At 70.7% G+C, this 24665-nt stretch carries 24 protein-coding genes; 14 read left to right on the forward strand and 10 right to left on the reverse strand.

Annotated features, from left to right (window positions below):
• Nucleotides 1–40 precede the first annotated feature (40 nt).
• From AB0I94_RS19550 to AB0I94_RS19570, 5 genes are read left to right on the forward strand one after another with little or no spacing between them, the layout of a single operon-like run.
• Nucleotides 41–1381, forward strand: coding sequence for an L-fuconate dehydratase (locus AB0I94_RS19550; RefSeq protein ID WP_363310823.1), 1341 nt, complete (start codon nucleotides 41–43; stop codon nucleotides 1379–1381).
• Complete coding sequence (locus AB0I94_RS19555; RefSeq protein WP_363310824.1) at nucleotides 1378–2142, forward strand: SDR family oxidoreductase; 765 nt, start codon at nucleotides 1378–1380, stop codon at nucleotides 2140–2142. Before AB0I94_RS19550 ends, AB0I94_RS19555 begins: the two co-directional genes overlap by 4 nt.
• Nucleotides 2139–3143 carry an aldo/keto reductase gene (locus tag AB0I94_RS19560; protein WP_363310825.1) on the forward strand — a complete coding sequence of 335 codons (1005 nt, stop codon included), beginning with the start codon at nucleotides 2139–2141 and terminating at the stop codon, nucleotides 3141–3143. Before AB0I94_RS19555 ends, AB0I94_RS19560 begins: the two co-directional genes overlap by 4 nt.
• Nucleotides 3140–3454, forward strand: coding sequence for an L-rhamnose mutarotase (locus AB0I94_RS19565; RefSeq protein WP_363310826.1), 315 nt, complete (start codon nucleotides 3140–3142; stop codon nucleotides 3452–3454). Before AB0I94_RS19560 ends, AB0I94_RS19565 begins: the two co-directional genes overlap by 4 nt.
• Nucleotides 3439–4323, forward strand: coding sequence for an amidohydrolase family protein (locus AB0I94_RS19570; RefSeq protein WP_363310827.1), 885 nt, complete (start codon nucleotides 3439–3441; stop codon nucleotides 4321–4323). Before AB0I94_RS19565 ends, AB0I94_RS19570 begins: the two co-directional genes overlap by 16 nt.
• Here AB0I94_RS19570 and AB0I94_RS19575 read toward each other — a convergent pair.
• Complete coding sequence (locus AB0I94_RS19575) at nucleotides 4307–5725, reverse strand: lipase maturation factor family protein (protein ID WP_363310828.1); 1419 nt, start codon at nucleotides 5723–5725, stop codon at nucleotides 4307–4309. The two genes, AB0I94_RS19570 and AB0I94_RS19575, sit on opposite strands and share 17 nt — an antisense overlap.
• Before the next feature lie 162 nt (nucleotides 5726–5887).
• On the opposite strand from AB0I94_RS19575, the gene AB0I94_RS19580 reads away from it, so the two are divergent.
• The 3 genes from AB0I94_RS19580 to AB0I94_RS19590 are packed head-to-tail and all read left to right on the forward strand — an operon-like array spanning nucleotide 5888 to nucleotide 10013.
• Nucleotides 5888–6997, forward strand: coding sequence for a DUF6777 domain-containing protein (locus AB0I94_RS19580; protein WP_363310829.1), 1110 nt, complete (start codon nucleotides 5888–5890; stop codon nucleotides 6995–6997).
• A 42-nt stretch (nucleotides 6998–7039) separates the two neighbouring features.
• Nucleotides 7040–9109: a SpoIIE family protein phosphatase gene (locus tag AB0I94_RS19585; protein WP_363310830.1), complete on the forward strand. Its 2070-nt coding sequence runs from the start codon at nucleotides 7040–7042 to the stop codon at nucleotides 9107–9109.
• Nucleotides 9110–9152: 43 nt separating this feature from the next.
• On the forward strand, nucleotides 9153–10013 hold the full coding sequence (locus AB0I94_RS19590) for a DNA-formamidopyrimidine glycosylase family protein (protein ID WP_363310831.1): 861 nt from the start codon (nucleotides 9153–9155) through the stop codon (nucleotides 10011–10013).
• Between the two features lie 17 nt (nucleotides 10014–10030).
• Here the strand turns inward: AB0I94_RS19590 and AB0I94_RS19595 are convergent, their stop codons facing one another.
• Complete coding sequence (locus tag AB0I94_RS19595) at nucleotides 10031–10684, reverse strand: zf-HC2 domain-containing protein (protein ID WP_363310832.1); 654 nt, start codon at nucleotides 10682–10684, stop codon at nucleotides 10031–10033.
• 105 nt (nucleotides 10685–10789) lie between these two features.
• On the reverse strand, nucleotides 10790–11305 hold the full coding sequence (locus tag AB0I94_RS19600) for a hypothetical protein (RefSeq protein WP_363310833.1): 516 nt from the start codon (nucleotides 11303–11305) through the stop codon (nucleotides 10790–10792).
• A gap of 333 nt (nucleotides 11306–11638) precedes the next feature.
• On the opposite strand from AB0I94_RS19600, the gene AB0I94_RS19605 reads away from it, so the two are divergent.
• Nucleotides 11639–12772 (forward strand): CapA family protein, encoded by a 1134-nt coding sequence (locus tag AB0I94_RS19605; RefSeq protein ID WP_363311021.1) that lies wholly within the window; start codon nucleotides 11639–11641, stop codon nucleotides 12770–12772.
• 34 nt (nucleotides 12773–12806) lie between these two features.
• Here the strand turns inward: AB0I94_RS19605 and AB0I94_RS19610 are convergent, their stop codons facing one another.
• A complete protein-coding gene (locus AB0I94_RS19610) occupies nucleotides 12807–14231 on the reverse strand; it encodes an amino acid permease (protein WP_363311022.1) in 1425 nt (474 codons plus the stop codon).
• A gap of 123 nt (nucleotides 14232–14354) precedes the next feature.
• Nucleotides 14355–14816, reverse strand: a complete 462-nt coding sequence (locus AB0I94_RS19615; RefSeq protein WP_363310834.1) for a universal stress protein — start codon at nucleotides 14814–14816, stop codon at nucleotides 14355–14357.
• A gap of 187 nt (nucleotides 14817–15003) precedes the next feature.
• On the opposite strand from AB0I94_RS19615, the gene AB0I94_RS19620 reads away from it, so the two are divergent.
• A complete protein-coding gene (locus AB0I94_RS19620; RefSeq protein ID WP_363310835.1) occupies nucleotides 15004–15849 on the forward strand; it encodes a polysaccharide deacetylase family protein in 846 nt (281 codons plus the stop codon).
• Nucleotides 15850–15896: 47 nt separating this feature from the next.
• Here AB0I94_RS19620 and AB0I94_RS19625 read toward each other — a convergent pair whose 3' ends face one another.
• On the reverse strand, nucleotides 15897–16553 hold the full coding sequence (locus AB0I94_RS19625) for a class F sortase (protein WP_363310836.1): 657 nt from the start codon (nucleotides 16551–16553) through the stop codon (nucleotides 15897–15899).
• Between the two features lie 350 nt (nucleotides 16554–16903).
• Here AB0I94_RS19625 and AB0I94_RS19630 point away from each other — a divergent pair, with 350 nt between their 5' ends.
• Nucleotides 16904–17413 (forward strand): hypothetical protein, encoded by a 510-nt coding sequence (locus AB0I94_RS19630; protein WP_363311023.1) that lies wholly within the window; start codon nucleotides 16904–16906, stop codon nucleotides 17411–17413.
• A 117-nt stretch (nucleotides 17414–17530) separates the two neighbouring features.
• Here the strand turns inward: AB0I94_RS19630 and AB0I94_RS19635 are convergent, their stop codons facing one another.
• The 4 genes from AB0I94_RS19635 to AB0I94_RS19650 all read right to left on the reverse strand — a co-directional run bounded on the left by AB0I94_RS19635 (nucleotide 17531) and on the right by AB0I94_RS19650 (nucleotide 20147).
• Nucleotides 17531–18085, reverse strand: a complete 555-nt coding sequence (locus AB0I94_RS19635; RefSeq protein ID WP_363310837.1) for a hypothetical protein — start codon at nucleotides 18083–18085, stop codon at nucleotides 17531–17533.
• A 331-nt stretch (nucleotides 18086–18416) separates the two neighbouring features.
• On the reverse strand, nucleotides 18417–18635 hold the full coding sequence (locus AB0I94_RS19640; protein WP_363310838.1) for a hypothetical protein: 219 nt from the start codon (nucleotides 18633–18635) through the stop codon (nucleotides 18417–18419).
• A gap of 166 nt (nucleotides 18636–18801) precedes the next feature.
• Nucleotides 18802–19566 (reverse strand): hypothetical protein, encoded by a 765-nt coding sequence (locus AB0I94_RS19645; protein WP_363310839.1) that lies wholly within the window; start codon nucleotides 19564–19566, stop codon nucleotides 18802–18804.
• A gap of 14 nt (nucleotides 19567–19580) precedes the next feature.
• A complete protein-coding gene (locus AB0I94_RS19650; protein WP_363310840.1) occupies nucleotides 19581–20147 on the reverse strand; it encodes a hypothetical protein in 567 nt (188 codons plus the stop codon).
• Nucleotides 20148–20418: 271 nt separating this feature from the next.
• On the opposite strand from AB0I94_RS19650, the gene AB0I94_RS19655 reads away from it, so the two are divergent.
• From AB0I94_RS19655 to AB0I94_RS19665, 3 genes are all read left to right on the forward strand, one after another.
• A complete protein-coding gene (locus tag AB0I94_RS19655; RefSeq protein ID WP_363310841.1) occupies nucleotides 20419–21387 on the forward strand; it encodes an SCO0930 family lipoprotein in 969 nt (322 codons plus the stop codon).
• A 321-nt stretch (nucleotides 21388–21708) separates the two neighbouring features.
• Nucleotides 21709–22521 carry an SAM-dependent methyltransferase gene (locus tag AB0I94_RS19660; protein ID WP_363310842.1) on the forward strand — a complete coding sequence of 271 codons (813 nt, stop codon included), beginning with the start codon at nucleotides 21709–21711 and terminating at the stop codon, nucleotides 22519–22521.
• Nucleotides 22518–24653 carry an EAL domain-containing protein gene (locus AB0I94_RS19665; protein ID WP_363310843.1) on the forward strand — a complete coding sequence of 712 codons (2136 nt, stop codon included), beginning with the start codon at nucleotides 22518–22520 and terminating at the stop codon, nucleotides 24651–24653. Before AB0I94_RS19660 ends, AB0I94_RS19665 begins: the two co-directional genes overlap by 4 nt.
• Nucleotides 24654–24665 lie beyond the last annotated feature (12 nt).

The raw sequence follows: 24665 nt of genomic DNA on the forward strand, positions 1-24665 counted from the left end.
GGGTTCCCCGTCTCCTCGCCCCTTTCCGGAAAGGCCTCCTGTGTCCCCGACCCCCGCCCGCATCACCGCGGTCGACACCTACGACGTACGGTTCCCGACCTCGCGGGAGCTGGACGGGTCCGACGCGATGAACCCGGACCCCGACTACTCCGCCGCCTATGTGGTCCTTCGTACCGACGCGGACGACGGCCTGGAGGGGCACGGCTTCACCTTCACCATCGGGCGCGGCAACGACGTCCAGGTCGCCGCGATCGAGTCGCTGCGCCACCACGTGCTCGGCCGGTGCGTCGAGGAACTCTGCGCCGACCCAGGGGTGTTGAACCGTGACCTGATCGGGGACAGCCAACTGCGCTGGCTCGGACCCGAGAAGGGCGTGATGCACATGGCGATCGGTGCCGTCGTCAACGCGCTGTGGGATCTGGCGGCCAAGCGCGCGCGCAAGCCGTTGTGGCGGTTCCTGGCGGACGCCGAGCCCCAGTGGCTCGTCTCCCAGATCGACTTCCGCTACATCGCCGACGCACTCACCCCGCAAGAGGCCCTGGACATGCTCCGGTCGGGCCGCCACGGAGCCGCCGAACGCGAAGCCCTGTTGCGAGAGCGCGGCTACCCCGGCTATACGACGTCGCCGGGTTGGCTCGGTTACAGCGACGAGAAGCTGACCCGTCTGGCCCGGCAGGCCGTGGCGGACGGCTTCACGCAGATCAAACTGAAGGTCGGCGCGGACCTGGCGGACGACGTACGCCGCTGCCGTACCGCCCGCCAGGCGATCGGGCCCGGCATCCGCATGGCGATCGACGCCAACCAGCGCTGGAACGTCGGCGAGGCCGTCGAATGGACGCGCGCCCTCGCGGAGTTCGACCCGTACTGGGTCGAGGAGCCCACGAGCCCCGACGACGTCCTCGGCCACGCGGCGATCCGGAAAGCGGTCGCCCCGGTCAAGGTCGCCACCGGCGAACACGTGCAGAACCGCATCGTCTTCAAGCAGCTCCTCCAGGCGGGCGCGATCGACGTGCTGCAGATCGACGCGGCGCGCGTCGGCGGCGTCAACGAGAACCTCGCGATCCTGCTGCTCGCCGCCAAGTTCGGCGTACCGGTCTGCCCGCACGCCGGCGGGGTAGGCCTGTGCGAACTCGTCCAGCATCTGTCGATGTTCGACTATGTGACGCTGTCCGGCACCACCGAGAACCGCGTCATCGAGTACGTCGACCATCTCCACGACCACTTCATCGACCCGGTCGTACTGCGCGAGGGCCACTACATGGCGCCCACCGCGCCTGGCTTCTCGGCCACCATGCGGGCCGAGTCCCTCGCCGAATTCACCTATCCGGACGGCGCCTTCTGGGCCGCCGACCTCGCACAGGGCAAAGGAGCTGCCGCATGACGGACCCCCAGGACTTTGAGGGCCTCAAGGCCCTGGTCACCGGCGGAGCCTCCGGCATCGGGCGGGCCACGGCCGAACTGCTCGCCGCACGAGGCGCCCAGGTGGCCGTGCTCGACCTGGCCCCGGACGGCGTGGCGAAGCCGCTCACCGGCTATCGCGCCGACGTCTCGGACGACGCCTCGGTGCGCGAGGCCGTCGCCGCCGCCGTGGCCGACCTCGGCGGACTCGACATACTGATCAACAATGCGGGGATCGGCGCGCAGGGCACGGTCGAGGACAACGACGACGCCCAGTGGCACAAGGTGCTCGACGTGAACGTCCTCGGGATCGTGCGCACCACGCGAGCCGCCCTCGCGCACCTGCGCGTCTCCACCCACGCGGCGATCGTCAACACCTGCTCGATCGCGGCCACCGCGGGGCTGCCGCAGCGTGCCCTGTACTCGGCGTCCAAGGGCGCGGTGCTCTCCCTGACGCTCGCGATGGCCGCCGACCACGTACGCGAAGGGGTGCGCGTCAACTGCGTCAATCCCGGCACCGTGGACACTCCGTGGGTCGGCCGCCTCCTGGACGCCGCGCCCGATCCGGCCGCCGAGCGTGCCGCGCTCGCGGCCCGCCAGCCCACCGGACGCCTCGTCGCGGCCGACGAAGTCGCCGGAGCCATCGCCTACTTGGCGAGCCCGCTCTCCGGCGCGACCACCGGCACAGCGCTCGCCGTCGACGGCGGCATGCAGGGCCTGCGGCTGCGCCCGGCGGGCCGGTGAGCGGCGCGGCCCGGCACCGCATCGGACCCGGCGGCGTCGAGGTGACCGAGCTGTCCTTCGGCGCCGCCGGCCTCGGCAACCTCTACACGCCGATCACCGACGAAGACGCGGCCGCGGCGATCGACGCCGCCTGGGACGCGGGCATCCGCTACTTCGACACGGCCCCGCATTACGGCATCGGCCTTTCCGAGCGCAGGCTCGGCGAGGCGCTGCGGGCGCGCCCTCGCCATACGTACGCGCTCTCGACCAAGGCGGGCCGCCTTCTCGAAGCGGTGGACAGGCCCGTGGGCGACGACCTCGCCCACGGCTTCGCCGTGCCGGCCACACATCGCCGTGTATGGGACTTCAGCGCGGACGGCATCCGCCGCTCCCTGGAGGCGAGCCTCACCCGCCTCGGCCTCGACCGCGTCGACATCGTCTACCTCCACGACCCGGACGACCACGCGGAGCAGGCCTTCCGGGAGGGGTATCCGGCCCTGGAGCGGCTGCGCTCCGAAGGCGTCGTCGGAGCGATCGGCGCGGGCATGAACCAGACGGCGATGCTCACCCGTTTCGTCCGTGACACGGACGTCGACGCCGTGCTGTGCGCGGGCCGCTACACACTCCTGGACCAGAGCGCCCTGGCCGAGCTGCTCCCGGCGGCACAGGAGCGCGGCAAGGCGGTGGTGATCGGCGGCGTCTTCAACTCGGGCCTGCTTGCCGACCCGAAGCCCGGCGCGACCTACGACTACACGACCGCGCCCCGCGCCCTCGTGGACCGCGCCTGCCACCTGAAGGCGCTCGCGGAACGGCACGGCACGACGGTGCGCGCGGCTGCCCTGGCCTTCCCCCTCGCGCACCCGGCGGTGTCCACCGTCCTCGTCGGCGCCCGCTCGCCCCACGAAGTGCGCGACGCGGCCCGGCAGTTCGCCGCGGCCGTCCCCGCGGGCTTCTGGGAGGAAGCCAGAGCCGAAGGCCTGCTGCCCGCAGGCGTACCCGTCCCGGGAGAGGACCCCGCGTGAGAATCGCCCTGCACACCAAGGTCCGCGCCGACCGCGTCGCCGCATACGACGCCGCGCACCGAGAGGTACCCGCCGAGCTGGTCGCCGCCATCCGCGCGGCGGGCGCCACCTCCTGGACGATCTGGCGCAGCCATACCGATCTCTTCCATGTCCTGGAGTGCGAGGACTACGCCCGCATGCTCGCCGAGCTGGACAAGCTGCCGGTCAACATCGCCTGGCAGGCGCGCATGGCCGAGCTCCTCGACGTCGTCCACGACTACTCGGCCGAGGGCGCGGGCGCGGGGCTGCCCGTCGTATGGGAGCTGCCGTGACGCCGGAACTCGCCGTCGTCGACTCCCACCACCACGTGTGGGACCTCTCCGTACGCGACCAGGAATGGATCACCGGCGACGTGCTCGCCCCGATCCGCCGGAGCTTCTCCCTCGCCGACCTCCTGCCCGAGGCCCGTGCCGCGGGCGTCACCGCGACCGTGCTCGTCCAGACGGTCACCGTCGCCGAGGAGACCCCGGAGTTCCTCGCCCTGGCCGCGGACAGCGGCCTCGTCGCGGGCGTCGTCGGGTGGACCGATCTCACCCGTCCGGACGTCGGTGACGCGCTCGGGGAGTTGCGTGAACTCCCCGGCGGGCAGCGCCTCGTGGGCATCCGGCACCAGGTGCAGGGCGAGCCCGATCCCCAGTGGCTGCTGCGGCCCGACGTGCGCCGGGGGCTGGCCGCGGTCGGCGCCGCGGGCCTCGCCTACGACCTGGTGGTCCTGCCCCACCAGCTCCCGGCCTGCGTGCGGGCGGCGCGGGAACACCCCGGGCTGACCTTCGTCCTGGACCACGTGGGCAAACCGCCCATCGCCACCGGCGCCCTCGAACCGTGGGCCACGGCGATTCGCTCGCTCGCCGCGCTTCCCAACACCGTCTGCAAACTCTCCGGCCTGGTGACCGAAGCCGACCCGAAGACCTGGACGGTGGACGACCTGCGCCCGTACGCGGACACCGTCCTGGACGCCTTCGGACCTGACCGGCTGATGTTCGGCTCGGACTGGCCCGTCTGCACTCTGGCCGCCACGTACACGGAAGTCGTGGCCGTCGCACGGCAGTTGACCGGGGCGCTCAGTGAAAGCGAACGCACCGCCCTCTTCTCGGGAAACGCGACCCGCGTCTACGGCCTCCGACTCAGCGAGGCGAGCTGATCCGCGTCGGCGGCAGGAACTCCCGCACGTACGTCCGCTCCCAGCAGGCACCCGTCTCCCGCAGTTCACGCCAGGTCGTGTAGCGGTAGCGATAGAGGCGGGCGCGGATGTACGCGGGAGGCTCGTCCGGCGGGAACGGGACGTGACGCAGCAGTCTCAGCGTGTCCCGGTCGCCCTCCAGGAGCCGCTCCACCAAGGGGCCGAACCACGAGCGCGCGTACGCGGGGGAGAGCGCCGCGAACCACATCATCCAGTCGAGCCGCAGATGGTACGGCGCGAACTGCCGCGGCCAGCGGCGCACATCGCCGGGCTTCCCCTTGAACCCGTACTCACGCCACTGCGATGCGTGACGGGGTGTCGTGTCCGCCGTCCCTTCGATGACCACTTCCTGGCGAACGCGGCTGACGCTGCCGAACGCGCCGTACGCGTTGACGAGATGGAGCGGGTCGAAGGAGTAGTTCATGATCTGCCGACGCGCGAACAGGTTGCGCGCGGGCCGGTAACTGAGCCCCAGGATCAGGGCAGTCACCGCGATGACGACCACCTCGTACCAGAGCGGGGAAGCGGGCGACCGTGACGGCGCTCCCGCGCTGCCGAAGTCCACGGCGGGCACGGCGAGCACGATCGTCAGCCAGTTCAACCAGGCGAAGTTTCCCGAGAACACCAGCCACAACTGGGTGGCGATCATCAGGCAGGCCGCGGCCGTCGCGACCGGCTGTGGAGTGAACAGCAGGACGGGCACGACGAGTTGGGTGAAGTGGTTGGCCGCGACCTCCATCCGGTGCACGGGCCTGGGCAGGTGGTGGAAGAACCAGCTCAGCGGGCCAGGCATCGGCTGCGTCTCGTGATGGAAGTACAGGCAGGTGAGCTTGCGCCAGCACGCGTCGCCGCGCATCTTGATCAGCCCGGCCCCGAACTCGACGCGGAACAGCACCCAGCGCAGGAGGAAGAGGATCAACACCGGCGGCGCCGTCTCGTCGTTGCCGAGGAAGACGGCGAGGAAGCCCACCTCCAGGAGGAGCGACTCCCAGCCGAAGCCGTACCAGGTCTGCCCGACGTTCACGATCGAGAGGTACAGCGCCCACGGCACCACCCAGAGCAGCATGCCGCCCCACAGGGGAAGCAGACCGTCGACGCCCGCCAGCAACGCGAGAGCGCAGGCACAGCCCGACCACGCGACGAGGGCGAAGAAGCGGTCCGAGTAGTGCAGCTGGAAGAGGCTCGGGGCCTTGCGGAAGGGCACGCGCTCGACGTAGCGCGGCACCGGCAGCATGCCGCGCTCACCGATCAGCGCGCGGAACTGCAGCACCGCGCCCAAGAACGCCACGAAATAGACCGCCGCCAGAGCCCGCTGGAAGACGAGGCGGCCGAGCCAGTACTGATCCGCTGTGAACCACTCCACAAGACCATCTTGCGCCCTGACCGGACCGGCGCTCTTCCCGGCTTGCGCACCGGCTCCGACTGCCGCAGAGATGGAGGCACGTTGCCCGATGACAGGCGGGAGAGCACGGTGCGTGTGCCCACCAGGCCCACCAGGTCCACAAGGCCCACCAGGATCCATGCGGTGGCCTTCGCGATATCCGCGGCCCTCGCCATCGCGGGATGCTCCGGCGGAGGCGAGAAGAACCCCGCCGACGGCGGCGCCGAGCTGTTCATGCAGCCGGCCGCCGCCCAGGGCCCCGATCCGTTCACCGACTCCACCGCGACATCCACGGCGACCCCCTCGCCCGTCACCCGTTCGCCGCAGCCCTCACCGACGGGTACTTCCTCACCCACGGCTCAGGGCGTGCGCTCCCTCTCGGGCGGTACGCCCGGTCTGTACGGCGGCACCCACTCCCTCGGCAGCTGCGACGTGGCCGCCCAGGTCCGCTTCCTCACCGCCGACCAGGGCAGAGGCCGCGCCTTCGCCCAGGCTTCGGGCATCTCCCAGGCCGACATCCCGGGCTTCCTGCGCGGGCTGACGCCGGTCGTGCTGCGGGCCGACACCCGCGTCACCAACCACGGCTACCGCGACGGTGGTGCCAGCGGCTTCCAATCCGTGCTGCAGACGGGCACCGCCGTCCTCGTCGACAACCGGGGGCTGCCGCGCGTGCGGTGCGCCTGCGGGAACCCGCTGAAGCCGCCGGTCGCGTTCAAGGGCGCCCCGAGCCACCAGGGCAAGCCGTGGCCCGGCTACCGGCCGACGCAGGTCGTGGTGGTGACCCCGGCACCGAAGGTCATCGTGAACATCACCATCGTGAACATCGTCGACAACACCTGGATCGAGCGGAAGACCGGCGACGAGGACGGCGGCGACGACCACATCGTGCCCCCGCCGACCCCGACCCCGACCACGCCCGATCCGACCGCGCCCACCCCGAGCACGCCCACCCCGACCACACCGTCTCCGACCACGCCGTCCCCGACCGCCCCGGACGACCGCGAGACTCCCAACGACAGCGACACCCCCAGCGACCCGGGCACCACCTCCACGGACTGCCCCACGCCCGCCCCCGCCACGGGCACGAAGCCGCCCACCGGCACCCCGTCCGAGATCCCTCCCGGCTGCCCCACGCCCACCCCGCCGACGGACGAGCCGCGCACGCCCGACGACGACACGGCTGAGCCGCCGCCCCAGGAGGACTCCCTGACCGACGACCCGCTGACCAGTGATCCCGGCACTTTCCAGAGCTGAACGTGCGCGCTCGGCCCCGACAGCGAAGAATCATGAAGTGTCATGACGCCCACGTCACTGCCGGACGACTGGCCCGCTTCCGCACGGTCGATCCTGGCGTTCAACAGCACAGGCTGCTTCGACTGGGACCTCGACAGCGGCCTGATGCATCTGGACGCCGCGGGCCACGAGGTCTTCGACGTGCGGGCCGACGAGTACGACGGCCACCCCACGAGCCTCGGCGTACGGGTTCCGCCACTCGAGGCACACCGCCTCGACGCCTACGTGTCGCACGCGCTCAAGGACGGCAGCCGGACCTACGGCATCTACTTCCGCATCCGGCTGCGCGACGGCGGTCTGCGTTGGACCCACACCCAGGGGTACATCCAGCGTGACGAGACGGGCCGCCCGCGCCGCATCGTGGGCATCGTCCGCGACGCCACCCAGGAACTGGGCGACAGCACGGCCCGGCACCAGCGCGCCGACGAGGAGGAGGACCGCCGCCGCCGTACGAGCATCGTGCAGGGCACCACGGCGGCCCTCGCGCACGCTCGTACCGTCCGGGACGTCATCGACGTACTCAAGGACACGCACGGCCTCGCGCACCTGGGCGCGTCGAACCTGGTCATGGGCCTGGTCGAGGCCGGGCGGATCCGGCTGGTCGCGGAGGGGCCCGTGGGCAGCTTCGTGCCGGGCACCAAGTTCACGCGGCTCGACGAGCGGTATCCGATGAGCGACGCCGTGCGCACGCTCTCGCCGCGCTTCATCGAGACGGCCGCGGAGTTCGCCGCCTCGTACCCGGACCTGTGGCCGTACATAGACGAACTGGGCATCACATCCGCCGCGTATCTGCCGCTCATCGCGCAGGCCAAGCCGATCGGCGTGCTCGGGCTGCTCTACCAGGACAAGACCGGCTTCACCGAGGAGGAGCGCAACGTCCTGGTCGCGCTCGGCAGCGGCATCGCCCAGAGCCTCCAGCGCGCCATGTTCTACGAGCAGGAGAAGGACCTCGCCCAGGGCCTCCAGCAGGCGATGCTGCCGCGCACCATCCCCGGCGTGCCCGGCGCCGACATCGCGGTCCGCTACCGCTCTGCGGCGCTCGGCCGGGACATCGGCGGCGACTGGTACGACGTGATCCCGCTGCCCGGCGGCCGGGTCGGGGCGGTCATCGGCGACGTACAGGGCCACGACACCCATGCGGCGGCCGTCATGGGCCAGCTGCGCATCGTGCTGCGCGCCTACGCCGCCGAGGGGCATCCGCCCGCCACCGTCATGGCCCGCGCCTCGGGCTTCCTGCACGAGCTGGACACCGATCGCTTCGCCACCTGCCTCTACACGGAGGCCGACCTGTCATCGGGCGTGGTGCAACTGGTGCGGGCGGGACACATCGATCCGCTTCTCCAGCGGATCGACGGGACGTGTCGCAGGGTGCCGGTCGAGGGTGGCCTGCCGCTGGGGCTCTCGGCCGAGTTCGGCGGTCTCGAATATCCGGTCACCACCTTCGAACTCGACGTGGGCCAGACCTTGCTGCTCTTCACCGACGGCCTCATCGAGGAGCCGGGCGCCGACCTCGACGACGGTCTGCGGGCCCTCGGCGAGCTCGCCTGCTCGGGGCCGCGCGACCTCCAGCACCTCGCGGACCGGCTCTGCGGGATCGTGGACGAGCGGGGCGGCGAGGACGACGCTGCGCTGCTCCTCCTGCGCCGCCGAGAGCTCGACACCCCCCGGTCCGGCGGCCGCCTCCAGCAGCACGTGGGCCCCGGGGACCCGGAGGCGTTGGCCGAGGCCCGGCACATGATCCGGTCCGCGGTGCGCGCCTGGGGCGCCCGGGAGTGCGCCGACGAGATCGAGCTGGTGGCGGACGAGCTGATCACCAACGCGCTGATGCACACCGACGGCGCGGCGATCGTGACCCTGCGGGTGATCAGCGGCAGCGACCGACGCCTGCGCGTCGAGGTCGAGGACTCCTCCAGCGCGCTGCCGCGCCGCCGGGAGGCGGGGGAATCGGGGGTGTCGGGGCGCGGGTTGCTGTTGGTGGACATGCTCGCGGACGTGTGGGGCGTCGAGTCGCGAGGCACCGGCAAGTGCGTGTGGTGCGAATTCATCGTGCCCGCCCGGGAAAGCCGGGGTTAGGGCGAGCAGATGGCGCTGTCAGAACTGGGACAGGAGTGAGCGGATGCCGGAACTTCCCGAGGTCGAGGCGCTGCGCGCCTTCCTCACCGACCACCTCGTCGGCCACGAGTTCGTGCGGGTGCTTCCCGTGGCGATCAGCGTCCTCAAGACGTACGACCCGCCGCTCACCGCCCTGGAAGGACGTACCGTCACGGCCGTGGCGCGCCACGGCAAGTTCCTCGACCTGGACGCGGACGGCCTGCATCTGATCACCCACCTGGCCCGCGCGGGCTGGCTGCACTGGAAGGACCGCCTCCCCGACGGTACGACCCGCCCGGGCAAGGGCCCCCTCGCGCTCCGTGTCGCCCTGGAGACGGGGGAGGGCTTCGACCTGACGGAGGCGGGCACGCAAAAGCGCCTCGCGGTGTACGTGACCGATGACCCGGCAACGATCCCCGGCATCGCCCGCCTGGGCCCCGACCCGCTGGCCGCGGGCTTCGACGAGGAGCGCTTCTCCGGCCTCCTGAAGGACGAACGACGGCAGATCAAGGGCGCGTTGCGGGACCAGACGCTCCTCGCGGGCGTGGGGAACGCGTACAGCGACGAGATCCTGCACGCGGCCCGGATGTCCCCGTTCAAGCTCACGTCGAGCCTCACGGAGAAGGAGGTCCACGGGCTGTACGTGGCGTTGCGGACCACGCTGGCCGAGGCGGTCGAGCGCTCGCACGGAGTCGCGGCGGGCCGCCTCAAAGCGGAGAAGAAGAGCGGCCTGCGCGTGCACGGCCGCACGGGTGAGCCGTGCCCCGTGTGCGGTGACACCATCCGCGAGGTCTCCTTCAGCGACTCCTCGCTGCAGTACTGCCCCACCTGCCAGACGGGCGGAAAGCCGCTGGCGGACCGGCGGATGTCGCGGCTGCTGAAGTAGGCGTGGGCGGGGCGGCTTCAGGGGCGCCGCAAGGTCAGCAGACGCCGTCCGTCCATGGTGCGCACCTCGTAGCGGGCGATGTCCTCGCGGGGCAGGGCAGCCCCGCCGCGTGTCGACAGCTCGGCCGACGGCTCGCCCACGGGCGCCTTCCACGTCGTCACCGTCTGCTCGGAGCCGTCGGTGCCGACGGCGACGAGCTCACAGACGTGGGGGCCTTGTGGGTCACGGACACGGAGCCCGATGTCCGTGCCCCAGTCGCGGCCCCGCATGGTCAGGGTCGCCGAGACGCCGGTGCGGCCGTCGCGGGCGGTGAGCTGTTCGGGGCCGGGCCCGTCGGCCCGCATGGCCGCGATCGCGGGAGCCGCGAGCGCCAGCACGACGCTTGCCGCGACCGCGCACAGCCACCGTCTGTGCCCGGCCCTGCGCAGCCGCGCGGTCTCGGCGAGCAGCCGGTCGGCGAGGCCGGGGCCGGGCACGGCCAGCGGTTCGACGTGCGGCGGCGTGAGCCGGCCGTAGGCGGCCAACTGCGCTGCTGTCGGCCTGAGTTCCGCCAGCAGGGCCCGGCAGTCGGGGCAGTCCATGAGGTGGTCGTCAAAGCGGAAGGTGTCGGCCGCGTCGAGGACGCCGAGCGCGTAGGCGCCGGCGTCGCGATGCCGCTCCAGGGGCCTCATGGCGTTCCTTGCGTGACGAGTCGGGCAGAAGGTGCTTCCTGCCCTCCCGTACGCAGCGGACCGCCGAATCACTCAAGACACGGGACGCGAACACGCGCGCGGGCGTCAGAAGAGATGGATCGCCAGGTGACCGAGCGGCAGCCCCAGGCGCCAGGCAGCCGTCCAGACCTTGGGCCCGTCGTCCTCGCCGCTCGGCGATCCGCCGCCCGGCACCGCGTCCAGATCGGGCGCGAGCAGTTCCGTCTCCTCCAGCCACCGCCACGCCAGGTCGGCCATGTGCAGGTCGGGGGCGGGCTCACCGGAGGCGACCGCTTCCGCCGTGAGCAAGGCCATCCGCTCGCCGACCCATTCCTGCCACGGCTGGTCGTACGCCGTCAGGGACAGCCAGGTCTCCAGCTGGGAGACCACGCGGATGCCCGACAGCTCGCCCTTCGTGTCGGAGAGGAAAATGGTCAGGGCCAGAGCATCACGCCCCGCGCGGTATTCGAAAGATGTCGGCGGCATCAAATCGCCGGTACGCAGCAATTCGTCCGCGATGTACTCGGCGTACAACCACGCCATCGGCACGGCCAGTTCGCCATCACTCGGGCCCTCCGTGTTTCCTCGGCTCTCGTGCAGCATCCCGTCTCGCCTTCCTCCGATCCGTGCGCGTCGCCGGCCTCTGGCCCCCAATCCGGAACACGGATGAGGACAGCCGATTACCAGAAGGGGGCTTTGAGCAAGGCGCTTTACGGAGGCTTGACCCAGCCCTCGGTTTCGTCGCAGGTCGGGGCCCCTCTGTTCTTCGTGTCACATGGCTGGATGATTTAAGTCTTTTCAGGGAGTATGACGGCATTGCTGCTTGACTCGGCATTGTGTCCGAATGTGGATTCGTTTCGCCGAATATTCCCCATTCATGGAGCCTGGTCGATGACGCAGCGCACGCCGCAGGGAACAGCCGTTCTGGCCGCCGTAATGATCGGGTCCGCTCTCGCCGGGATCACCGCCTGCACGGCGCATACCAATGGGGACGCTCCGCCCCCGGCGCCGTCGGCGGCCGGCGGCGGCCGGGACGCCCCGCGCGCCTTCACCCTCGTCGCCTCCGGGGACGTGCTCCCGCACTCCTTGATCATCGACAGGGCCAGCGCCGACGCGGGCGGCGAGGGCTATGACTTCGTGCCGATGCTCAAGGGCGTCGAACCCGTCGTGTCGGAGGCGGACCTGGCGATCTGTCACATGGAGACGGCCTACGGGGAGAACGGCGACTACACCGGCTACCCCAGCTTCAAGTCCCCGCCCCAGATCGCCCACGCCCTGGCGGCCACCGGCTACGACGCCTGCTCCACCGCCTCCAACCACACGCTCGACGATGGCGCCGCGGGAGTGCGCCGGACCCTCGGCGCGCTCGACAAGGCAGGCGTCAAGCACGCGGGTTCGGGCCGCACGGCCGCCGAGGGCAAGTCACCCGCCTGGCTGCGCGCGGGCGGCGCGAAGGTGGCGCAGCTCGCGTACACGTACGGCACGAACGACCGGCCGATGCCCCCGGGGCGACCCTGGGCGGTCAACCTCATGGAGCGGGAGCGGATCGTCGCGGACGCCCGCGCCGCGCGGAAGGCGGGGGCGGATGTGGTCGTCGTCTCGGTCCACTGGGGCACGGAGTGGCAGGACGCTCCGGACCACCTCCAGCTGAGCCTCGGCGAGCAGCTCACGGCGTCCAGCACCCAGGGCCGCCCCGACATCGACCTGATCCTGGGCACCCACGCGCACGTCCCGCAGGCGTACGAGAAGGTCAACGGGACCTGGGTCGTCTACGGCATGGGCGACCAGATCGCCGGCGACATGATCAACGACGAGGGCGCGAACGACCCGCGGGGCAATCAGGGCACGCTCGGCCGCTTCACGTTCGCCCCGCCCGCGGCGACCGGCGGCCGCTGGGAGGTCAAGAAGGCGGAATTCATTCCCCAGTGGTTCAACACGGCCACGGGCCGCGTCACCAACCTGAACGCGGCCCTTGCCGGCGGCGCCGATGTCAGAGCCGTCCGCGACCGGATCCGCCGCGTCGTCCTGAGCCGAGGGGCGGGGAAGGACGGCTTGGTGACGGGCGAGTAAGGGGCGAGGGGGCGGGCGGCCGCCCGCATTCCCGCTAGGGAACGCGGTCGGTCTTGGCGAGCTCCGACTTCCGGTAGGAGTAGCCGAAGTACACGATGAGGCCGGCCGCGAACCACACCGCGAACCGCGCCCACGTCTGCCATTGGAGGAAGGTGATCAGCCAGATGGAGAAGACGACCCCGATGGCGGGCACCACCGGCATCCAGGGGCAGCGGAACGAACGCGGCAGATCGGGCTGCTTGTAGCGCAGCACGATCACCGCGACGCACACCACGATGAACGCCAACAGGATCCCGATGTTGGTCAGTTCGGCCGCCTCGCCGATCGGCAGGAATCCGGCGATGGCGGCCGACGCGAACCCGACGATCCAGGTCACGCGGGTCGGCACGTGGCGGGTCTTGTGCGTCTTGGCGAACCACTTCGGCAGCAGTCCGTCCCGCGACATGCTGAACCACACGCGGGTGACGCCGAGCATGAAGGTGAACATCACCGTGAGGATGCCGATGATCGCGCCGACCGCGATGACGTCGGCGAGACCGCCCAGGCCCACCGACTTGAAAGCGGTGGAGAACCCGCTCTCCGGGTCGATCTCCTTGTAGTCCTGCATGCCCGTGAGGACCAGACAGGCCAGGACGTACAGGACCATCGAGATGGCGAGGGAGTAGAGGATCGCCTTCGGCATGTGGCGCTGGGCGTCCTTGGACTCCTCGGCGGCGGTGCTCATGGCGTCGTAGCCGAACACGGCGAAGAAGACCGTGGCCGCGCCGGTGAACGCCCCGCTGACGCCGAAGGGGAAGAACGGCTTGTAGTTCCCGGTGTTGATGTGGAAGAACCCGACCGCGATGACGACGAGCACCACGATGACCTTCAGGATGACCACGACCATCTCGAAGCGCGCCGCGTTCTTGATGCCGAGCGTCAGCAGATAGGCGATGAGCAGGCAGAGCACCGCGGCGAACAGATCGACCTTGTGGCCGTCGCCCGTGCCTGGTGCGCCCAGCATCCAGTTGGGCAGCTGTGCGCCCATGTCCTCGATCAGGAAGTTGAAGTAGCCGGAGATGCCGATGGCGACCACCGCCACGATCGCCGTGTACTCCAGGAGCAGGTCCCAGCCGATGAACCAGCCCGTGAGCTCGCCGAGCACCACATAGCCGTAGGTGTACGCCGATCCCGCCTTCGGGATGAGGCCCGCGAACTCGGCGTACGAGAAGGCCGCCGCCGCGCTCGCGACACCGGCGATGAGGAAGGAGATGAGGACGGCGGGGCCGGCCGTGCCGTTGGCCACCGTCCCGGCGAGCGTGAAGATGCCGGCGCCGATGATGCCGCCGACGCCGATCGCGGTGAGCTGCCAGAGACCGAGCGAGCGGGAGAGCCCGCCCTCCGCTCCCGCCTCTGTCTCTTCGATGTGTTCGATGGGCTTGCGGCGCATGACGCCGTGGCCCATCCGGAGTCCCGCCATGAGCTCCACCTTCTCGCGGACGGCAGTCGTCTGATGGCGGATCATGATGGCGCAGGCATGCGCATGACGGAAGGCGCCACACCCCTCAGAGGTGTGAGCGTTCAGCACTCTGGCGGTTGTGGGCTACGGCACCACGGTGACGGGCCAGCGGCCCGCCTTGACGAGGCGTACGGCGACCGAGCCGACGATGCGGTGGCCCGCCTGCTCGGAGGCGCCGACGACCACGGCGTCGGCCTTGAGGTCGTCCGCCGCGGTGACCAGACCGCTGTAGGGGTCGCCTCGGAAGGTGTGGAACTCCCAGCGGACATCGAATATGTCCTTCACCCGCTCGGCCGCGTCCCTGATCTCGGTGATCAGCCCCTCGGCGATCTCGTCGGTCGCCTCCGCCACCGGGGCGCCGAGGGCGGCGCCCGCGACCATCACCGGCTGGACATAGACGACGGCGAGCAGGGCGCGCTGCCGTCGCGCAAGGCCTCCGGCGTATGCCGCGGCCCGGAGCGAGGAGTCCGACCCGTCGACACCGACGACGATCACCTTCGGGCCGTCGGTGCCGCGTTCGAACTGGTGGGAATGGGCTTCAGTCACAGCCGAGAGGTTAACGGAGAGCGCCGTTCCTGCTGAAGGCGCCCATGGCCGACGCGGCGCGCACCGTCTCGACGGGCGGCGTCGGCCGGCCCTGCTCGCTCGCTCCGGCTGGTCCCATCGGGTGCTTTCACGGTCCGCCGAGGTGTTGATGTCCGGCGTCGGTCTTCCACCATGCGACGGATTAGTAATGAAAAAGGATCAGATGACTCCAGGGCGTCGCGCACTCCTGCGCGGCGCCGCTGTCTTCGGTCTGGCCGCGACCGCCGGATGCGTGGCCACGGAACGCCCGGCCACGCCAGGACCCACGGCTCCCAGCGGTGCGCCGGCCGGCGGCCCGCCCGCCGCGCGCGCCCGCAAGCCCTCCGCGTACCGCCTCCAGCCCATGGCGGGCCACGGCCCGCCGCGCGCCGCACGCGCCCTGCCCCGTGTCCGCAAGGCGCCGATCCTGCGCATGGACGGACAGGGCCGCAGCATGTTCTTGACGTTCGACGATGGACCCGATCCCCGCTACACGCCGGGAATCCTGAGCACCCTGCGCAAGTACGACGTCCGTGCGACGTTCTTCGTCTGCGGCGAGATGGCCGCCGACAACAAGGACCTGCTGCGCGAGATGGTGGACGACGGGCATCTGATCGGCAATCACACCTGGACGCATCCGCTCCTGCCGAAGATGAGCCGGAGCGCGATGCGCGAGGAGATCGAGCGCACCTGCGAGGTCGTCGAGGACACCGTGGGGGAACCCCCCGCCTGGTTCCGCGCCCCCTACGGCGCCTGGAACCGCAACGCCTTCCAGCTGGGCGCCGAACTCGGCATGGAACCGCTCGCCTGGACCGTGGACACCCTGGACTGGACCGAGCCGGGCACCGGCACGATCATCCGGCGCGTACGGGCCGGTGCCGGGCCCGGAGTCGTGGTCCTCTCGCACGACGCGGGCGGCGACCGTTCCCAGAGCGTCGAGGCCCTGCGGACGTATCTGCCGGAGCTGATTGATTCGGGTTACCGGATCACGGTGCCGGACCGCCGCGAAATGTAGGTGGGCGTCCCGCCCGCACGCGCCGTGCTCCGCCGCCGCATTCGCCGTCAGCGCACGTCCACCATGCGGGCGAAAGCGACGACGTTTCCGTTGTATCCGGACCGCTTGGAGAATCCGCCGCCGCAGGTGATGACGCGTAGTTCCGGAGCTCCCTTGTCGCTGTAGACGCGGCTGCCAGGGAAATTGTTCTTCTCGAACACTTCGATTCCGTAGACCTCGAAGACCGCGGTCTTGCGGTCCCTGCGCAGCACTTCTACGCGATTTCCCTTCTTCAGCGAACCCAGGCCGTAGAAGACGGCGGGACCCTGCTGATTGTCGACATGGCCGACGATCACGGACGTGCCCTTCTCGCCCGGCGACACGGCTCCGGTGAACCAGCCCGCGAGGTTCGGGTCCTCCGCCGGCGGCGCGTCCACCCAGCCGTCGGCGTCGAGCCCGACCGGCATGACCGGCGCGTCCACCTGGATGCCCTTGATCCCCACGCGCTCGGCGGGGGAGAACGTCAGCGGCGCGACGGCCCGCTTTGACCCGTCGGGCGCCTGGTCCGCCGCGGCGGCCGACGCCGGCTGGGGCGGGCCCACGTCGAATTCCCCTGAACCATTCCGGATCAGCGCGAGGCCGGTCAGCAGAACGAGCGCCATCACACCCCACGGGGCGCGCTTCCGCTGCGGTTCCTCTTCATCGGCCGGCTGGGACGAAGGCATTGACTGATCCCCTCTCAACGCGGCATTCGAACCGCGCCGTTGCGCGTACGAGAACGCTAAGCGCGGCGCGCGTGACGGGCGACAGAGCGGGAGCGAACGGGTGGCACCCATACCGGGCATGCGCCATATGAGTCGTGGTCGGCAGGAAATTTCTGACGGTCCGTGACCTGCGGCAATATCGGCTACCACGTTCACGCTTCGGCGTGTCGCCTCACCAGGACGGCCGATCGCCGAAATGCGGCTCTGTGCACGGCAACTGAGGGTCTGTTTGGGAGGCGCTCTCGCCGATCGACCGGGGAACGGTTACCCCGGGGCGTCTTCCGCGGAGGATTCACATGCGTAGATCTCGTATGCGCACCACCCGTGCCCTCGCGGTCGCAGTCACCGCGGGTGCCGTCGTCGGCCTCGCCGCCCCGACGGCATCGGCCTGGGCCGACCCGTCCAACATCGTCGCCATGCCGAGCGTGATCCCCCGCGGGGGGCAGCTGACGGTGACGGTCGACGGCTCGGCGTGCGCGGCCCACGGCAGCAAGGTCACGTCAAATGCCTTCCCTGACACCCCCCTGAAGTCCATGAACGGTGGTACGGCCAGCGCGAACCCCAGGGTCTACCAGCACGCCAACCCCGGGGCCCACAGCATCACCGTGCACTGCGGCACCAGCCGCCACAAGACCCTCACCAAGCCCGACGCGTTCACCGTCATCCACGGCGGTGTCCGCGGTGGTCTCGGCGGCAGCAACAGCTCCGGGGCCACCGCCACGGACATGGCGATCGGCGGGGCGCTGGTGACGGTCGCCCTGGTCGGTGGCGGGGTGTTCTGGATGCGCCGCCGCTCGGAGAACGCGGGGCGCGGCGTCTGACCGCGGGCCCGGTGCAGGCGCGCTCGTCACTCGCACGTCGGGCGCCCGTGCGTCGGCCGTGAACTGTTCCGCCTCCCCGGCCGGCGCGCCCCCCTTCCGCGCCGGCCGGGCGGCGGGTCAGGAACCGTTGCGGCGGCGCGTCCAGTGGTACGCGGTGCCGAGCGTGCCCACGATCAATGCGCTGCCGAGGGCGATCTCGTGCAGGTCGAGCCCGCCGAAGCTGCCGCCGACGCCGGCCTTGACTCCGTGGTGGACCGGTCCTGTGGGGTGCGACGTGGGCTGCTGAGTGGGCTGCTGGGTGGGGCGGCCCGTGGCGATGGTGAGGTCCGTGGTGCCGGTCTCGCCCTTGCAGTCGAAGGTCACCTCGTACATCGCGCCGGGCTTGGCGTCGGGGAAGACCAACGCGGCGACGGACTGCTGCCCCTTGGGGATGTGCGCGTCGTTGAACACGCCGGAGGTGACCTTGGCGTCGCCTTGGCAGCCCTCCACGCTGAGCTGGACCTTGCCGCCGGCGGCGACCGTGGACGGGGTGACGCGGAAGCCGAACGAAGTGATGTTGTTGCCGGTGTTGCCCTCGCCCTCGTCCGCGACGGCCGTCGACGCTGTGGCGGCGGAGAGGGTCAGGGTCGTGGCGGCGAGAAGAGCGGCCGAGGCGACGCGTATCGCGCGCATGATGATTCCTCCGGGTCCCCGAGGAGCAGCCGCGGACCTTCTTCCGCTTTCACCTGATATGCACCTCGATGCCGCAAACGCTAAGCAGGGACCTGCGCCGCCGCGATCTCGGTCGCGCGAACGGGGCAACGGTGTGAGCCGGACAGGGGAACGGGCGGGGTGTCGCGACGGCGGTGACGGGATGCGGCGGGCGAGGCGTGTAAAGGGGCGGCCTGGGGAGCCGGGGCGGGGCGCGCTCGGGTAGGGCGGGGCCGTGTCGGAGGGTGGTGGGCGCGTCGCAGGGTGGCGGGCGCGGCTCGTTCCGATGGACGCGTACCCGGACGCGGGTCAGTCAGGAACCCTTCGTCCACACATGTGCCTCGCCGCCTCGCCACTCCACGAGGTGAGGGTCGTCCAGGGCCATGTCCGCGTCGCCGAGGCCCGCGCGCCGCAGGAACTCCACCAGGTCGTGGTCATCGCGCGCGACGCCGACGGCCTGCCCGCGCACGGAGACCCGCCGTCCGCCGTCGGAAGCGGGCGGGTGAACGATGATGGGTGTCTGCCAGGTCATGCCACCAGAGTGCGCTGTACGGGGCCGCCGCGCAGCATGGTTTACGGACCCGTGTGCGAAGCCGGTCCCGGGGGGCCGGGGTGGCCACTACGCCGGTATCCCTCCCGGAGGCGCCCGCGCCGGACGGCGCGAGCACCTCGGGTCGCGGACGGGGCCCACATGTTTCTCACCCCCCGAGGTTGTCGAAGAGGGCGTGGAACGGATCCGGGGTGGCCGCGACGCCGCGGCTGTAAGGGGCGTCGAAGTCCCAGATGAGGAAGAGCAGGAAGGCGATCAAGGCCGAGAACAGCCCCGCGAGGATGAGCTCGCGTGGAGTGCGCCGGATCTGCAGCGCGAAGATCATGCCGACGGCGACGAGGCCGCCCGTGATGAGACCGAACCAGACCACGCCGGGCATCGTCGCTCCGGCGCTGTCACCACGGGAGTTGCGCGCGTCGTCGGCGATCGCGACCTGGTCGACGAGCGGCTGGTACGCCTGTGCCTCGAAGTCGGACTTGGGCTGGTAGTCGGTGACGTCATGGCGTACCCGGGAGAGGAGTTCCTCGCCGCGGTCGGTGAGTTCGCCGCGGTCGGTCATGGCGTCCCACTCGGTGGTCACGACATGGCTGACATAGGCGTGTACATCCGTGCGGATGCGCTCACGGACTTCGGCCGGATAGACCCGCGCACGCTCGGACACCTCGTGCAACGCCTGGGCCTCGGTGTGCACATGGTCCTCGGCGATGCCGCGGGCCTCCCAGACACCGGCGATGGCCAGGCCGAGGACGATGGCGTACACCACGCCGATCATCATCGTCATGTACTCGATGACGTCCGGGGTCTCCGAAGCGTCGTAGTCCGGGCTCGTCCTGCGGTGCCGCAGGAACGTGACGACCAGGACGACCCCGCACGCGGCAGCCATCGCGAGGGTGAGAACAAGCCATTCCGACATGGGACCTCCGACGGTCAGCGCGGCCGCAGCGCGGCGACGGCGAGCACCGCGGGCGCGGTGATGAGCAGGGTGAGCGAGACCAGGGACGGGCCGCCGCGGGGCGGCGTCCTGCGGGACGCGACGCGGTACGAGGGGTAACTCACCGGGGTGGGCGAGGCCTTGGCCGGGGCGGACGGGGACGGCTTCGGGCTCGGCCGCGGGGGCGGAGGCGGTGTGGGCTCCGGAGGGGCCGGGCGTGCGGGCGGTGGTGGTGGCGGTGGGGGCGGAGGAGGCTCCGGCGCGGGTGGCTCCGGTCGAGGCGGTGGGGCCGGAGCGGGCGGCGGCGGTGTCGGCGGTGGGGGTGGGGGTGGTGGCGGCGGCTTCGGCCGGCGTGTGGGGCCCGCCCGGCAGACCACTCCGTCGCCCGAGACCGCCACGGCGTCACCGCCGGGAGTGTCACCGATCGAGGCGTAGGCGCAGTTGTCGGCGGGTGCGGTGTCCGGTGCGGCGGCAGCCGTCGGCGCACCGAGCAGCCAGGCCAGCACCAGCGGCGCCAGTAGGCGTGTGACCAGGCCGGACGAGGCTCTAGTGGATCCATGCACGTCAGGGATCATGGGCAGCGTGTCCCCCTGCCACGCCGATCGAGCCCTCCTGTGACCCGAAGGGAGGAGACGCCGGGCGCTGGCTTGACGAACAGATGGGCGTGGGCTTGAGGAACAGATGGGCGTGAGCATGAGGAACGGCCAGGCGCGAGCCCGCCGCGGAAAAGAATCTTGAACGCCGGTTGAACGCATCAGCCGTTCCCACCCGTACCTAGGGCCATGCGTGACGCACTCAGCGGCGCGACACCCAAACGGACAGCGGGAGTTACCGATGAAGACCTGGCGAAGCGCCTCACTCGTAGCGACAGCTGCGGCCATGCTGGCGCTGACGACGGCGTGTGGTCAGGAGAAGGGAGACCAGTCGCCGAACGGACAGAACGTCGGCAACCAGGCCCCGGCCAAGCAGGACGACTACGGGGCCGGGGACGGGTACGGCGCCGACATCGGCGACGCGAAAGAAGGCGCGGGCAAGGCGAAAGCCGCCGGTCAGCTCGCTGTCTGGGACAGCAAGAAGCTCGGCAAGGTCGTCACCGACAGCGAGGGCCGCACGCTCTACCGCTTCGACAAGGACACGGCCCAGCCCCCCAAGTCGAACTGTGACGGCGCCTGCGCCACGACCTGGCCCGTCGCCTCGCCCGAGGGCGCGGAGGCCCCGCCCGGAGTCGACAAGTCCCTGCTGGGCGAGGTGACCCGCTCCGACGGCAGCAAGCAACTGACCATCGACGGCTGGCCGATGTACCGGTACGCCAAGGACACCAAGGCCGGTGACGCCAAGGGGCAGGGTGTGGGCGGCACTTGGTACGCCGCCGCCCCCGACGGCAAGAAGGCCGCGCCCGCCGCCGAGGCCGAGCCCCCCGCCGAGACGGAGCCCGTCGACCCGGCAGGGCTCTCGACCCGCAAGGACCCCAAGCTCGGGGAGATCGTCGTCGACAAGAACGGCATGACCGTCTACCGCTTCACGAAGGACTCCGCCTGGCCGATGAAGTCCGCGTGCACCGGTGCCTGCCTCGAGAAGTGGCCGGTGGTGCCGCCCGTCGCCAAGAACGACACCAAGGGAATCCTCAAGAAGGGGTTCGTCGTCTTCGACCGCCCCGACGGGCAGCGGCAGCAGACGATCGACTGCTGGCCGATGTACACCTTCGCCGGTGACAAGAAGCCCGGCGACACCAATGGCCAGGGCGTCGGCGGCACTTGGTACGCCGCCGGTCCTGACGGAAAGCCTGTCGGCGCTCCGAAGTAGGCGTACAGGAAGCAGGCGTACAGGAAACAGACGTACAGGAAATAGAGGTACAGAAGCAGTCGGCGCCGAAGGGCAAGTCCGAAGAAGAAGTCAGCCAAGAAGGGGGGTCTGTCAGAAGTACCTCGCGTACGGTCTACCGGTCCGTTCCTTTCCCCCTCCCGGGGAAGGAGCGGACCGGCTCTTTGGGTCGATATTCGGCACTTGCCACAGGCAGTGACCGAGAACGGACGGCCAATTTCCGTTTTGGCTCGCTCCGTTGGCGGACGATCAGTAGCCTCACCTTCGAACACCGGCTCGTCTCGCCTACGCCTTGGAGTCCTGATGGAGCGTCCCGCCTGGGCCCCGCAGGGCATCGACATCACGATGCCCAGCGTGTCCCGCATCTACGACTATTACCTGGGCGGTTCGCACAACTTCGAGGTCGACCGGGACGCAGCCCGCCGGGCCATGGAGTTCATGCCGGGGCTGCCCAAGATCATGCAGGCGAATCGTGCCTTCATGCGCCGCGCGGTGCGTTTCGCCGTGGGCCAGGGCATCACCCAGTTCCTCGACATCGGTTCGGGCATCCCCACCTTCGGCAATGTCCACGAGGTCGCGCGGCGGGCCGACCCTGAATCCCGCGTGGTGTACGTCGACCACGACGCGGTCGCGGTCGCGCACAGCCGTGCCGTGCTCGACGGCGACGAGAAGACAGCCGTCGTCGCCGCGGATCTGCGCAAACCCCAGGACATTCTGGGCAGTTCGGAGGTCGAGGGGCTGCTCGACCTGAACCGGCCGGTCGCCCTTCTTCTCGTCGCCGTCCTGCATTTCGTGGAGGACGCGTACGATCCCTACACAGCGGTCGCTGAACTGCGGGACGCCACTGCGCCCGGCAGCGTGATCGCCCTCACGCACGCCTCGTACGAAGGGATGCCGATCCCCGCCGAGCAGGCCGGTCAGGCCGTCGGCGTCTACAAGGACATCCGCAATCCACTGATCATGCGCTCGCGCGAAGAGATCGCGCGGTTCTTCGAGGGATACGACATGGTGGAACCCGGCCTCGTGCCGATGCCGCGCTGGCGGCCCGACACCGCGCCCGAGGAGGAGGATCCGTACGCCTTCTCCGGGTTCGCCGGCGTGGGGCGCAGGGCATGAGCGGGGAACCGGACGGCCCCGAGGACAGAGTGCGCAGGTTCGCCACCATCTGGAGCCGCGCCATCTTCCCGGTGACGGCGACATCCCTGACCCGCCCCGAGTTCGAGCAGCAACTGGTGCCGCTGGCCCGGAGGTTGCGCATCGCGCTGCATGAGCGGATCTTCGACGGGACCGAGGGCCAGGCGATCGGCGCGGCGCTCGTCGGCACGCACTGCACCGATCCCGAGGCGCTGAGCCGCACCCTCGACTGCGTGGACGCCTACCTCGTCCTGTACTGCGGTGACGACGGCCCCCAGGAGGAGTTGCGGGCCCGGTCCGCCCGCCTGCAGCACGCCGTGGCCGCCGGCTTCGCGGCGGCCCTGCGCGAGCGGACCCTCGCCGAGCAGGAGGCGATATCCCGGGCCGCCCTGAACGCCCGCAGCGCGGTCGCCGAGGCCCTGCACGCGAGCGAGGCACGCTTCCGGGCCGTTTTCCACGGCGCGGCGATCGGCATCGGCATCGCCGACCTCACCGGCACGGTCCTGGAGGCGAACGACGCGCTGATCCGCATGTTCGGCGGCCTGGAGAGCCAGCTGCGCGGACGCAACGTCGCGGAGTGGACGCATCCGGAGGACTCGCCCCACGTATGGAAGCTCTACGAGGAGCTGGTGCGCGGTGAGCGCGAGCACTACCGCGTGGAGAAGGCCTTCTACCGGCCCGACGGCACCGCCCTGTGGACCAATCTGACCGTCTCTCTGCTGCGTGACGCGGACGGAGTGCCGCAGTACCAACTGGCGTTGATGGAGGACACCACCGAACGCCGGCTGCTCAATCTGCGCCTTCGCTACGAGGCCACGCATGACGCGCTCACCGGCCTGCCGAACCGCACCCTGTTCTTCGAGCGCCTGGAGAAGGCCCTCGCGGCGGGCGACGGCGCGCGCTTCGGGCTCTGCTACCTCGACCTCGACGGCTTCAAGACGGTCAACGACAGCCTCGGGCACGCGGCGGGGGACCGGCTCCTCGTCGAGGTCGCCGACCGGCTCCAGTCCTGTGCCACGGCACCCGGCGAGATGGTCGCGCGGCTCGGCGGCGACGAGTTCGTGGCCCTGACCACGGGCCGCGACACCGAGACGGAGGTGGACGACCTCGCCGGGCGCATCATGCACGCGCTGTCCACGCCGATCCGCGTCGAGGGCCGCGAACTGACCGTGCGCGGCAGCATCGGCATCGTCGAGGGCCCGGCCGGCGAGCGCGGCGCGGCGGAGGTGCTGCGCAGTGCGGACATCACGATGTACCGCGCCAAGTCCGCGGGCGGCAACCGCTTCGAGCTCGCCGACCCCGAGGCCGACGCCCGCGCCATCACCCGGCACGGCCTGACCACCGCGCTGCCCGCCGCCCTGGAGCGTGGCGAGTTCTTCATCGAGTACCAGCCCTTGGTGCACCTGGGTGACGGCAGCGTGCGCGGGGCGGAGGCGCTGGTGCGGTGGCTGCATCCGCAGCACGGCATCATCGGCCCGGACCGATTCATTCCGCTCGCCGAGCACACCGGTCTGATCGTGCCGCTCGGCCGCTGGGTCCTGGAGGAATCCGCCCGCCAGGCCCGCACCTGGGAGGCGCGGCACAAGGACGCCGGGCCGCTGCGCGTGAACGTGAACCTCTCGCCCATGCAGCTGAACCACCCCGGCCTGGTCTCGGACACCGTGGAGATCCTTGAGCGCGCCGGGCTCGAACCGGGCGCCCTGTGCCTGGAGGTGACCGAGTCCGCGCTGATCGGCGCCGACGACGACCTGCTCAAGCCGTTGCGGCGGCTCGCCGAGATGGGCGTGGACATAGCGCTCGACGACTTCGGCACGGGCTACTCGAACCTCGCCAATCTGCGCCGCCTGCCGGTGAGCGTCCTCAAGCTCGACCGCTCCTTCACCCAGGGCATGCAGCACTTTCCGGCCGACCCCGTCGACCTGAAGATCGTCGAGGGTATCGTCGCGCTCGCCCACAGCCTGGGCCTCGCGGTCACGGTCGAGGGCGTGGAGACGGGCGTCCAGGCGGATCAGCTGCGAGAGTTGGGCTGCGACACGGCGCAGGGCTGGTACTACGCCCGGCCGGGTCCGCCGGACCAACTGCACGAGCTGGCGCTCGCCGACGCGGTGAGCTGAGAACCCGAGGAG

Origin of the sequence: Streptomyces sp. NPDC050147, from assembly GCF_040660195.1 — a bacterium.
Classification (GTDB): Bacteria; Actinomycetota; Actinomycetes; order Streptomycetales; family Streptomycetaceae; genus Streptomyces.